Source organism: Pseudomonas sp. JQ170C (genome assembly GCF_035581345.1).
In the GTDB taxonomy this organism is placed as follows: Bacteria; Pseudomonadota; Gammaproteobacteria; order Pseudomonadales; family Pseudomonadaceae; genus Aquipseudomonas.
Window position 1 is genome coordinate 4,121,478 of sequence record NZ_CP141608.1, and the last position, 12,575, is coordinate 4,134,052.

Sequence of the window (12,575 nt, forward strand, 5' to 3'; positions counted from 1 at the left end):
AACGGTGGTTAACGAAAACGTGCCGGTGACAAGCGCTGCGGCTCGACACCTTCGGCACTGAGGGGTTGCGGCAAGGGCTGGCCAAGCAGCAAGGCAGCGGCCAGTTGCGACACACCGGCCGCCGACTGGATGCCGTAACCGCCCTGGGCGGCCAGCCAGAAAAACGCCGGTTGCTCGGGGTCATGGCCAATCACCAGGTCGCCATCGGCGACGAACGACCGCAGCCCGGCCCAGGTGTGGCTGGGGCGGCGGATGCTCAGGGTGGTCATGTTCTCGATGTTGTAGATGCCCAGGGCAACATCCAGCTCTTCGGGCATCACGTCCTGGGGCGCGACCGGGTCGGCGTTGGCCGGGGAGCCGAGCAACTGCCCGGCGTCAGGCTTGAAGTAGAAGCTTTCATCCACACCGATCACCGCGGGCCAGCCAGCAAAGGCCTGGTCTTGCGGGCCCTCGAACGTGAAGGCGCTGCGGCGGCACGGTTGCAGGCCGACCGGCTGCACGCCACACCCGCGAGCCACTTCATCGGCCCAGGCGCCAGCGGCATTGACCAGTTGGCGCGCCTGCACCCCACTGCCGTCGGCCAGGCTCAAGTGCCACAGACCGTCCTCGAAATAGCCCTCGACCACCTCGGCATTGCACTGCACCTGGCCGCCCGCCTGACGGAAGCCGCGCAGAAAGCCCTGGTGCAAGGCGTGCACGTCCAGGTCCATCGCGCCCGGCTCGTGAATGGCGCCGGCCAGGGTCTCGGCGCGCAGGCTCGGCACCAGTGCCAGCGCCGCCTGGTGGTCGAGCAGCGTGACATCGGTGCCGCTGGCCAGGCTCTGGGCGTAGGTGGTGGCCAGCAGCTCCTGCTGGTCCAGGCTGGCGACATAGAGGCAGCCGCGCGGTTCAAGCAGCGGATGCTCGCAGAACCCTTGCGGCGGTGATTCATAAAATGCCCGGCTGGCCCGGGTCAGCGCCTGGATCTGCTCGGTGCCGTAGGCCTCCATGAACATGGCCGCCGAACGCCCGGTGGAGTGATAGCCCGGCTGGGCTTCACGTTCCAGTATCAGCACCTGCTGCGTGGGTGCCAGCCGGTACCCGAGAGAGGCACCGGCAATGCCGCCGCCAATGATCACGCTGTCGAACGTCTGCGTCATAACCTTGCCACCGCCTGTTCAAGAAGCTGAAATTATCACTTATGAGAATTCTAATATATGAGAATTTAGAAATACGCAAGCGGCCACGGTAAGATGCCTGCCCTGATGCCCGACCGAGATCCTTGATGAGTGCCGACCGCTCCCCTGCTGCCGACCGCCCTGGCGCGCTGCCCCTGATCGACCGCGCCGAAGTCGGCGCCCGCCTGCGGCTGGTGCGCAAGAGCCAGCAACTGACCCTCAAACAACTGTCGGAACGCTCCGGGGTGCCGGTATCGACCTTATCGAAAATGGAACTGGCGCAGGTGTCGGTGAGCTACGAGAAACTCGCCGCCGCGGCGCGCGCACTGAACGTCGACATTGCCCAGCTGTTTCGCTCGACCGGAATGGGCGATGCACCGGCGCCGACCACGGTCGTGGTCAACTCACTGCCCAGCGCACCTGGCTACAGCACCGGGACGTACGACTACCACCCCATCGCCGGGGAATTCCCCGAGCGCCTGATGACGCCGATGTACGCGCGGATCATTGCCCGGGAGCGGCAGCAGTTCGACGAATTCATCCGCCACCCGGGGCAGGAGTTTGCGTTGGTGCTCAGCGGGCGGGTGCGGATCGTGTTCGAGACAGGCGAAACGGTAAGCATCGGGCCGCAGGAAACGGCGTACTTCAACAGCAACGTGGGGCACATCTACCTGTCAGAGACGGAAGATGGCGGCGATGCCCATGTGATGGTGGTGATGACGGATCGGTGATCGGACTGTAGCCGCTGCCGCCAGGCTGCGATTGGGCGCGAAGCGGCCACAGGAGATTGCCTTGTTACGACTGCTGCGCAGCCGATCGCATGTCGGCAGCGGCTACGGAATCCTCCAGTGCATCCAGCAGGGCCTCCACCAACCCCTTGGCCATTTCCACCGAATGCAGGGTGGACCAGAGAAAGCCTTTGTCTGCATCGTCAATGCCGTTGGATGCCTGGTGCGCCGTGTCGTAGGCGCAGCGCAAATACAACGAGACATGCACCAGTGCATCGTGAGGGGCGATGCCGGCGTTGACGGAGAAGAGTTGGGGATGACCTGCGGCGCAGTCGCCGAAGGGTTTTTCAACGGTGGGATGGAGCGAAGGCGGTGGATCGGGGACTAATTTCTTCATGGTAACTCCTGCATGCAAAGGAGCTGCACCATCCGTTTCCACACGTGAGGTGGCAGCTGTACGCGGGGTGGAAAACCGGGGCATACAGGAAACCCGGCAGGCCAAAGGCCTCCCGCGCACAGCCGCCATAACGACTAATCCCGAATGACTACCGGGTTTCCACACCCGATCGCTGCACCAGCAACGACCCGTGGAGCCTAGAAGGAGCGGTTTCCAAGGGCAATCAGAACGAGATCGACAGACCGCGTACGATATTTCCTAGGACCAAAATTTGCCAGCCAGGAAACATCCCGAAGCACCACTACACCCCAGGTAGGAGCGGGCTTGCCCCGCGATGCGATGTGCCTGGAAGGTAGCTATCGCGGGCCAAGCCCGCTCCCACAGTGGTTATAACCTAATAACGAACTAGTCTATTTGGCTATAAAAAAACCTTTATGCTGGCTGCCATCCGATCACGGGCACGTTGGGCGTTTAGAGAATATGGATGTAGGTTCTTTCGGCTTTACCATTGCAGGCCTCGTCGTAGGTTTTATCGTCGGCATGACCGGCGTCGGCGGCGGCTCATTGATGACCCCCATCCTTCTCTGGTTCGGCATCAGCCCGGCCACCGCCGTCGGCACCGACCTGCTCTACGCGGCCATCACCAAAGCCAGCGGCGTCTGGGTGCATGGCAAAAACAAGAACATCGACTGGAAAATCACCGGCTGGCTGACCCTGGGCAGCGTCCCGGCGGCCGCCCTGACCTTGTGGTTCCTCAGCTCCCTGGATGCCGACACCCAGGCGGCCAACGCCGTCATCAAACAAGGCCTGGCCGTGGTCCTAATCCTCACCGCCCTGGCCATCCTGTTCAAAAGCAAACTGCAAGCCTTCGCCAGCAAACACGCTGGCGACCGCTACCACCTGAGCGGCACCAGCCTGAACCTGCTGACCGTCGTCACCGGTGTAATCCTGGGCGTCATGGTCTCCCTGACCTCCATCGGCGCCGGCGCTTTAGGCACCGTGGCGCTGTTTCTGCTCTACCCGTTCCTGGTCACCCGCCGCCTCATCGGCACCGAAATCGCACACGCCGTACCCCTGACGTTGGTGGCAGGCCTGGGCCACGCCAGCATGGGCAATATGGACTGGTCGCTGCTGGGTTACCTGCTGCTGGGATCGCTGCCAGGCATCTACTTCGGCAGCCACCTGACCGGGCGTATTTCCGACAGCGTATTGCGACCTTGCCTGGCGGGAATGCTATTGATGATCGGTTACAAGCTGGCATTTTGATATCGTTTTATGCAGGCCAATTACCATTAGTCCGAAAGAATTGTCCTACAGTCCTCTGGCTTGACGCTTATGCCATCTAGCGATTAATCTCGCGGGCCTTTACAGCATGGAAGCTATCCAGTTCCCCAAAACACGGCGCGGAACCGGAATTTCATGAAATGAATTCACCAGTGTGCCCCGGCGCACTGCTTCGCTTTGCGGTAAACATCTTGAAGCCTCGTTCCTCCTTCCAGATTCAAAAATCAGTCATCTTTGCCCTGGTTCTCCGTGAAGCGCGCGCGCGTTTTGGTGATCGACGGATGGGGGCGGTCTGGACGTTGATTGAGCCGATTTGCCATCTCCTGATCTTCACCCTGCTTTTCATGCTTATTCGTGGCCGCACAGTTGCTGGTGTCGATTACCCAGTGTTTGTGCTTGTCGGCATGGCCCCTTTCCTGCTTTACCGCAATACAGCCCTTCGCTTGATGGACAGCCTGCGCGAAAACCGCTCACTGTTCGGCTACAAGCAGATCAAACCTCTGGATACGTATATTGCCCGGGTACTGGTAGAAACCTGCATCAGCGCGACGGTCTACGCAATTATCGTATTTGGCTTCGCCTGGTACGGCTTTGACATGTCGGTACACAGCCCACTGCAGTGGGTTGCAACGCTGACCCTAGGCCTCTTATTCGCCTTTGGTCTCGGAATGCTGTTGGCATTGGTGACCCATGCCCTGCCCAGCCTGAAGATGGTCATCCGTATGGCCTTCTTCCCGCTGTATTTCATTTCTGGCGTGCTCATGCCTGCCGCCTACCTGCCTCAAGCAATGATGCCCGTGCTGCTGCTCAACCCCTTCCTGCACCTGGTCGAGTTGATTCGCGCCGAAGTATTGCCTCACTACACCCCTGTTGATGGTGTGTCTGAAACCTATGTCATCACCTTCACCATTGTGCTTCTTTTCATTGCCTTGGGTAGTTACCGCGCACGCCGACTGCACCTGATGTCGACCAAGAACGGATAAGGACAGTCCAACGTGTTTGAACTTAAAAACGTCACCAAGTCCTACCTGACGCCGAAGGGGCGTAGATTTGTGTTCCGCAACTTGTCGCTTGCGATTCCTCCAGGCAAGAACATCGGCCTGATCGGTCGAAACGGCGCGGGTAAATCTACCCTGATGCGCCTGCTTGGCGGTGCAGACATCCCTGACTCCGGTTCAATCGTCACGGACCGCAGCATTTCTTGGCCCGTGGGTTTGACCGGCGGCTTCCAGGGCAGCATGACCGGCCGTGACAACATCAAGTTCGTCTGCCGCGTCTATGGTGCCGAAGGCGATGCCATGCGCGAGAAGGTCCGTTATGTCCAGGAGTTCGCCGAAATCGGTGACTGGATCGACGAGCCGATCAAGACCTACTCCTCCGGCATGCGCTCACGCGTGGCCTTCGGCCTGAGCATGGCCTTCGATTTTGACTACTACCTGATCGACGAAGTGATGTCGGTGGGCGATGCGCAGTTCAAGCGCAAATGTGACGAAGTCTTCAAGGAAAAACTGCAGAAGTCGAACGTCGTCCTGGTCTCGCACTCCATGCCGGAGATCGAGAAGCTCTGCGATATCGTCTTGCTGGTACGTGATGGCGGCATCCAGGTTTATGAAGACGTCGCCGAAGGCATAAAGGCTTATAACAGCTGATCCAACACCCCTTACATCGCAGCACCGTTCCACTTCAAGGATGCATCACTTATGAGCAGTACGGGTAAAAACAAGGGCTGGCGCCTGGCGATTGGCATGGTGGTCGTTCCGATGATCCTGGCGGCTATCTACTACGGCGTGTTCGCCTCCGACCGCTACGTCAGCTCCGCCCAGGTGGTTGTCCGCCAGGATGGCAGCAACCAGGGGGCCCAGGTACCTGGCCTGGCCACCCTGTTGACCGGCACCAACCCCGCCTCCCGGGAGGAAACCTTGTACCTGCGCGAGTACATCGTGTCGATGGACATGATGCTGCTGCTCGAAGAGCGCCTGCACTGGATCGAGCAATACGCCGCCCAGCGCAGCGACATTTTCTTCTGGCTGGACAAGGACGCCGAGCGCGAAGACCTGCTCAAGTACTACCAGCGTATGGTTTCGGCGCACTACGACGAAACTACCGGCCTGCTGCGTGTAGAAGTTCAAGCCTTCACCCCCGAGCTGTCAGAGCAGATGCTGCGCACCATCCTCAAGGCCAGCGAACACTTCGTCAACGAAGTGAGCCACAGCATTGCCCGCGAGCAAATGAAGTTTGCCAAAGGCGAACTGGAAACCGCCCGCGTCAACTATGCAGAGCGCAAGACCGAACTGCTCGATTTCCAGAACGTCAACAAGGTACTGGACGGCGGCAACACCGCGCAAAGCCGTGCCAGCATCATCGCCGACCTGGAAGGTCAGTACACCAAAGAACAAGCCGTACTCACCGAGATGCTGTTCAAACTGCGCGCCGACTCGCCGCAGGTAAAACAGCAGAAACAAAAGGTCAACGCCATCACCCAGCAACTGGCGAAAGAGAAGCGCCTGCTGGTCTCCTCGCCTAACGGCTCGCAGTTGAACGTGGTCGCCTCGCGCTACCAGCAACTGACCCTGGACGCCGGCATCGCCGAAGAAAGCTACAAGACCGCGGTTGCCGCCCTCGACAATGCCCGTATCGAGGCCAGCAAGAAAATCCGCACCCTGGTCACCGTCGTCAGCCCCAACACCCCACAAATGGCCCTGTACCCAGAGCGCTTGTACAACCTGGCAACCATCCTGCTAGGCCTGCTCATGCTGTACGGCATCACCCGCTTCATCCTGGCTTCGATCGAGGATCACCGTGATTAAATCCCTTGTTGTCTCACACAAGTTCAACCTGAAACTGGCAGCACTGACCCTCGCGACCCTGGGCCTGGCGGGATGTGGCGGCACTATTTCCGGTGCTGGCCCGTACAAAGGCGATATCGAGGCCAAGAACCAGCCATACAACCTGGTCGAGATCAACGCCAACACCATCGCGCCGTACATGCGTAGCGCAGTGCGCCCTGTTCAGTCGAGCATCGCCAAACCGGTTGCGCCAACCGCGCGCCTGATGTCTGGCGACATTCTCAATGTACTGATCACCGACAACGCACCTGAAGGCTCGGCGCTGTTCGCGCCACTGGCTACCGGCGGCACCCAGCTCAAGACCCGCATCGACGACCAGGGCATGATCTCCCTGCCCTACGTGGGCCGTCAGTTTGTGGCAGGCATGACCCTCAACCAGGTTGAGAACTTGATCCGCAAGCAGCTCAAAGGCGTGACCACCGACGTGCAAACGCACGTTGAACTGGTGGGTGATCTGTCGGGTTCGGTGCTGGTCGCTGGCGCAGTGAAAACGCCGGGTCGCTTCAGCACCTTGCAAGGGCCGCTGACGCTGCTCGACGCCGTCAACCAGGCCGGTGGCCCGGTGCTTGAGCCGCACCTGGTGAACGTCACCGTGCGCACTGGCAACCAGGTGCAGCAGTTCAACTATGAAGATGTGCTGGCCGGCAACAACATCGTGCTGCGCCCGAACTCGGAAGTGGTGCTGGACCGGGCTCGTCAGCGCTTTGTTGCCATGGGGGCTGTAGGTGAACCTGGACTTAAGGATCTACCTGCGCAAAACACCAGCCTGCTAGATGCCCTAGGCTCAGTAGGCGGACTACGCGAAGGTAACGCGAACGCTGAAGGAGTATTCGTATTTCGGATGGAACCAAATAAAGCCAAACCCACAGTTCTGCGCTTGAACATGCGCGACCCTGCTGCGATTTTCTACGCACAGCAAATAGCCATGAAGCCAGACGATACTATCTATGTGACGAATGCCGCAGTATACGAATGGCAGAAAGTCATTTCCCCTATTGTGCAGACAATGATTTTCGGCACAGCAACTGGTATCGCAAAATAACATTGTCCCTTCTTCTTCATAGCGGGTAGTAACCCTACCCGCCTGTATTCATTAATTACCTCATACAGACATGACCAGAAAAAAACGGAAAAACAGCTCCAGGAATCGAGCAACCAACGTTAATAACGCTAGCAATCAAGCGATTCTTAACCATGTCGTTGAAGAAGTTAAAATACCGCTTCCGTTCTCAATCCCCAGTGAGCCGCTGAGAAAAGAGTCCTCATCGACATACTCCATCGTTTCGGCGGTTTACAACGTCGGCCTCTATTTACATGCATTTTTTGAATCCATCGTCAATCAAACGATCGACTTTGAGAAGTACATTGAAATCATCTTGGTGGATGACGGTTCAACTGATGAATCCGCGAAAATCATCCAAGAGTGGGTGGCGAAGTACCCCTTCAACATCAAATACTTCAAGCAAAGCAATGCAGGCCAAGCTCAAGCGCGGAATAACGGACTTCGGTACGCCAAGCATCAATGGCTGACCTTTGTTGACCCTGATGACTTTTTGTCGCTAAATTATTTTGAAGCGATAGATGCTTGCCTAAAAAAAGGTCACAAAGAAGGCAAAGAGCTGAAAATGGTCAGCGCGAACATGATTTTCTTCATGGAAAATCGAAATGAGTTCAGCGACAGCCACGCCCTTCGATTCCGATTCGCTAACGGTGACTTAGTCCTGCCGGTTAACGACCCTGGCAAATGCATCCAATTGAGCGCAAGTACCGCTATATTCAAACGAACCCGAGTACTTAGTGAAAACCTTTTCTTCAACCCGCTTATTAGACCCGCTTTTGAAGACGGACACTTCGTCAACAGATATCTGCTCGGGTTAACCGAAGGTCATATCGCGTATATTTCCGAGCCTAAATATTACTACCGCAAACGCGAAAACGGCACTTCCACCATTGATACGGCCTGGGAGAAACCAGGACGCTTTGATGCCCAGCTTCGCCTTGGCTACCTGAGCCTGATCAATGAAAGCCTCAAGAAACATGGCACAGTTAAAACCTTTATTCAGCGCACAATTCTTTATGACTTGGCGTGGCACTTCAAGCGCTTCATCAACAACGATGGAAAGCTTAGCCATCTAACCCCAGAAGGGCTGGAAAAATACAAAAGCCTTATTCGGGAAATCATGCAGCATGTTACGTTTGAAACCATCTTGAATTTCGAGCTCGCCGGCTTGTGGTTCTTCCAGAAGTTCGGACTGATTTCGTTCTATAAGAATACCGAGCCTAAGTTCAATATTGTTTACATTGATGAAACCGACGAACTTCGCGACCTAATCAAAATTCGCTATTTCACTAGGCACGCGAATACAAAAGAAATTTTGACCCTGGATTCAAAGCCGACCATTCCGGTATTCGATAAAACCCGGAAGCATGTTCTATTCGGCGATTCGTTTCTTTACGAGAGAATAGTCTGGTTCAAAGCCGGCGACACGAAAAACCTATTCATTCAAGTTGAAGGCAAACAAGATACGCGAATCAGCCTCAAGGGTAAACATTGCAAGACGGGTGTCGAAGTCGCTGAAGTCTTCAGACAGTTCCGCCCTCAAGCAGTGGATCCAAGCACCCTTCCAGAAGAAGTCAGGGAGTTGCGATCTAAAGCAACCGACAATGCTAATCGTTTGAAGTATGCTAACTGCTGGCTATTCATGGACAGAAACTCGTTCGCCGACGATAACGCAGAACACCTTTATCGGTATGTGAAAGAAAACCAACCTCACCAGAATATATATTTCGTCTTAGATGAAACGTCACCAGATTGGAAAAGGTTGAAAGCCGAAGGCTTTAAACTTATCCCGTTTGGCACGGATGAACACAAAACTGCCCTACTCAATGCCGTGCACCTCGTCTCATCTCATGCAGACCATTATGTTTTTGGCGGCCTGCCAAACGCCCACACAGCCGACCTGAGAAAATACAAATTCACATTCCTTCAACACGGTGTCATTAAAGATGACCTTTCTGCCTGGCTGAACAATAAAGACATTCATTGTTTTGTAACGTCATCCAAGCGTGAATACGATTCGATCTGTCATGGCGACAGCTACAAATTCAGCGAGCGGGAAGTTGTATTGACTGGACTCCCACGCCACGATCGACTGCGCACGACGCCAAGGAATGCAAAACCAAGCATTTTGATCATGCCTACGTGGCGTCATGATTTAGTCGGCAAAGCATCTGATGATGGCTTTGAGCGGGAAAAACAATCTGGGTTCGCTGAAAGTGAATACGCAACTTCATGGAAAGCATTCCTGCACTCACCCAAATTGAAAGCAATCGCCGACACGCATCAGTTCGAGATTGTATTTTTCCCGCATGCGAACGTCCAACCGTACTTGCCAGAATTTGAAGTGCCTTCTTACATAAAAGTTGGTACGCACGCACCCAACACCTCCATGCAACAGTATTTTGCTGATTGCGAGGTATTGGTCACTGACTACTCTTCGGTTGCGTTTGAAGTAGCAGCACTCGACAGAAAGGTCGTTTACTTCCAGTTCGATCACGATACTTTCTTCAACGGCAGCCACACCTACACCAAAGGCTACTATTCATACGAGTCTGACGGGTTTGGCCCAGTATGCAAGACATTAGAAAGCTCTCTGGAAGCCTTGGCCAATGCTGCAGACAATACGCTTGACCACGCACTTTACAAACAGCGTCGAGATGAAACGTTCGAGTTTCATGACACATTCAGTTGCGAGCGAGTATATAAATCTATTGTAAGACTTGAAAGAAGCACTGTATCACCCCTTGACTTGTCCAGGGCTGTGCGGCGCAGCGCCACTAAAGCAATGCAACACTCTAACTGGCAGTTGGCGCTTCACGCCTGGGAGCGACTCATTGAAAACTCGCCGACCATGCTGAGTGATTCCGATGCTGCAGAGTACTCTCGTACTCTCCGCGAGCTCCGTGAATATGAAAAATGCAGCAAGTGGCATGAAAAACTCAAAGCATCCGGTTTGTGGTCAGATCGAATGAAGGAAGAGGAGATTGCAGTTGGCTTTGAACTTAATCCAACTGGAATTGCGATTGACTCTTATGAGATGTATACAAAGAAATTCAAGGGAAAGAAGTTTTCGCCACAAGTAGTTACTGCTGCAGCCAAGCACTATCGCAAGGCCGGGAACATCGCAAAAGCTTTGGCACAATTTGATCTTTCAACTGACATGCATCACCCGTCCATTCTTTCTGAGCGCGCAAAAATTGCCGAGAAGCTGGACATGTGGGCAGAAGCGGAAGGACTTTGGACTGAGCTTAGAGAGATTTCTTACTCCGAGGACCTATCTCTCTGCATCGTACGCGCACAATACAAACAGGATTTGTTTGAGAAAGCGCTCAAAGAGTTGAACACTATCAAAGTTCCTGTGCACGACGATACTGCAAACATTATGGCCGGGGAGATTTTCTTCGCAAGCTCCAAATGGAAGGAAGCAGATAAATGCTGGACTGCAGCCGCTAGTTCCGAGGAGTTTACTCCCGATCATTGGCTGAAGCTTGCAAGGACTAGAAGACGACAAAATCAAATTTCCGAAGCTAACGAAGCTTTCAAAAACGCTAATAATGCGCTTGACGAGCGGACTCGCTATCAAGAGCAAGCTCTTCTCAGCTTAGCCTCTGCTGAGTGGAAAGCTGCCATCGAGCATTTGAATCAGTTCATTGCTCGTAAAGACTTGAAACCGAACCGGGATGCCACTGTAGATCTAGCAATAGCACTGCATCAGTCGGGCAACACTAAAGCAGCGAAAAAAACCCTAACTCAGTATTGCGAGCAATTTGGTAACAGCCCTCGAACTGAAAAAGCCTGGGCAGCAATAAAGCAATCGGCATAATCATTTTCAAGCTCAGGGAATCCTCCCTGAGCTTTAGGACTCGTGATGGACGAACTAGAATACAAATACCAAGCAACAACCATAAAATACAAGTTTAAAACCCGCATATATGATACACGCCATTTACTTGTTATTTTTTCTGGATTCGGTGCCAACTCTGAGTTCACCTATGACTTTGAAAATTCACTCCAAGCGTGCCCAGCAAACGTTCTATGGATAAAGGACGACTTTGGCGGGCACTGCTCATATTATATCCTGCAAAACAACGAATTCTCGCCCGAAATAGCCGTTCAAAAGTTAATTGAAAATACCCTGACGTCCCTTGGACTTCAAAAAGACGAATGCACCCTCGCAGGTTTCTCCAAAGGCGGCAGCGCAGCACTGTATCACGGCCTCAAATACAACTATAAAAATATTGTATCCACCGCACCTCAAATGAATATCGGGACTTATGTCTCAAATAACTGGGAACAAACAGCATATAACATGCTCGGCCCCAACAATGCTGAAAGAATCGAGCTATTAAACGGCCTTCTACCAAGCGCACTGAAATCAGACAAAAAACTTGACAAGAATATTTACCTTCTTACGTCAGAAGCCGACATACAATACCCCACTGAAATCGAACCATTTAAAGGTGAGTTTGTAAAATATAACAACTTCAACTTCTTCCTCAGTTGCTCCGTGCTTGTACGCGCCCACAATCAAGTTACTGCACACCACACCTCTCTTCTGCTCTCAATTTTTTATGCGCTGAGCAACAACATCGCCCCGCGTTTCGGTTATATTGAACTGCGCGGCGACGCGATCAATGAAGGCAAGAAAACTGATATTGGCAAACCAATTATCCAGCTCAAGACCCTCGAAGCTAGAAACAATAAAATCTTTATTGATGGCATCGGCATTCTGAAGCATGTCTCCAGTGATCAATGGAGCGATATAAAATTTCAATTAAAGCTTAAAGACATCAACTCCTCTTATGAAATTTCCTTTGATCTAGCTAAAGATAATCGACCGTTCTTGACGAGGGAATTCTATTCAGAGTCGTTCACTAGCTACGACAAATCGTGGTTTTGTACGATGAAGCATTCCGGTATCGATAGCACCGATATCCCAAGAGGCAAATACCAGTGCTTTCTGCGAATAATCATGAATGGATATGATCGTACCACTACACTTTTCTCTGAAGTCTCAAAATCCTCAAAGAATTCAGAGCAAACTGTTTCTACGTACTCTTCCAACGAAGGTGCATTCATAACAATTGACCATACAGAATAAGG

The 12,575-nt window shown here is 53.7% G+C and carries 10 protein-coding genes; 8 read left to right on the forward strand and 2 right to left on the reverse strand.

Features of this window, described 5'->3' with window-relative positions:
• Positions 1–8: 8 nt before the first annotated feature.
• Entirely contained in the window at positions 9–1,139 is a 1,131-nt protein-coding gene (locus tag U9R80_RS18760) for an NAD(P)/FAD-dependent oxidoreductase (RefSeq protein WP_301841780.1), read from the reverse strand.
• A 125-nt stretch (positions 1,140–1,264) separates the two neighbouring features.
• On the opposite strand from U9R80_RS18760, the gene U9R80_RS18765 reads away from it, so the two are divergent.
• Entirely contained in the window at positions 1,265–1,888 is a 624-nt protein-coding gene (locus U9R80_RS18765) for a helix-turn-helix domain-containing protein (RefSeq protein WP_301841779.1), read from the forward strand.
• A 64-nt stretch (positions 1,889–1,952) separates the two neighbouring features.
• Here the strand turns inward: U9R80_RS18765 and U9R80_RS18770 are convergent, their stop codons facing one another.
• Positions 1,953–2,282: a DUF3077 domain-containing protein gene (locus tag U9R80_RS18770; RefSeq protein ID WP_301841778.1), complete on the reverse strand. Its 330-nt coding sequence runs from the start codon at positions 2,280–2,282 to the stop codon at positions 1,953–1,955.
• 480 nt (positions 2,283–2,762) lie between these two features.
• Here U9R80_RS18770 and U9R80_RS18775 point away from each other — a divergent pair, with 480 nt between their 5' ends.
• The 7 genes from U9R80_RS18775 to U9R80_RS18805 all read left to right on the forward strand — a co-directional run bounded on the left by U9R80_RS18775 (position 2,763) and on the right by U9R80_RS18805 (position 12,573).
• Positions 2,763–3,548 (forward strand): sulfite exporter TauE/SafE family protein, encoded by a 786-nt coding sequence (locus U9R80_RS18775; protein ID WP_264652681.1) that lies wholly within the window; start codon positions 2,763–2,765, stop codon positions 3,546–3,548.
• 158 nt (positions 3,549–3,706) lie between these two features.
• Complete coding sequence (locus U9R80_RS18780) at positions 3,707–4,549, forward strand: ABC transporter permease (protein ID WP_301841777.1); 843 nt, start codon at positions 3,707–3,709, stop codon at positions 4,547–4,549.
• A gap of 12 nt (positions 4,550–4,561) precedes the next feature.
• Positions 4,562–5,215 (forward strand): ABC transporter ATP-binding protein, encoded by a 654-nt coding sequence (locus tag U9R80_RS18785; protein ID WP_301841776.1) that lies wholly within the window; start codon positions 4,562–4,564, stop codon positions 5,213–5,215.
• Positions 5,216–5,266: 51 nt separating this feature from the next.
• Positions 5,267–6,373, forward strand: coding sequence for an ABC transporter permease (locus tag U9R80_RS18790; RefSeq protein WP_301841775.1), 1,107 nt, complete (start codon positions 5,267–5,269; stop codon positions 6,371–6,373).
• On the forward strand, positions 6,366–7,454 hold the full coding sequence (locus tag U9R80_RS18795; RefSeq protein ID WP_301841774.1) for a polysaccharide biosynthesis/export family protein: 1,089 nt from the start codon (positions 6,366–6,368) through the stop codon (positions 7,452–7,454). Before U9R80_RS18790 ends, U9R80_RS18795 begins: the two co-directional genes overlap by 8 nt.
• Before the next feature lie 70 nt (positions 7,455–7,524).
• Entirely contained in the window at positions 7,525–11,295 is a 3,771-nt protein-coding gene (locus tag U9R80_RS18800) for a CDP-glycerol glycerophosphotransferase family protein (protein ID WP_301841773.1), read from the forward strand.
• Positions 11,296–11,340: 45 nt separating this feature from the next.
• Entirely contained in the window at positions 11,341–12,573 is a 1,233-nt protein-coding gene (locus U9R80_RS18805; protein ID WP_301841772.1) for an accessory Sec system protein Asp2, read from the forward strand.
• Positions 12,574–12,575: the final 2 nt, after the last annotated feature.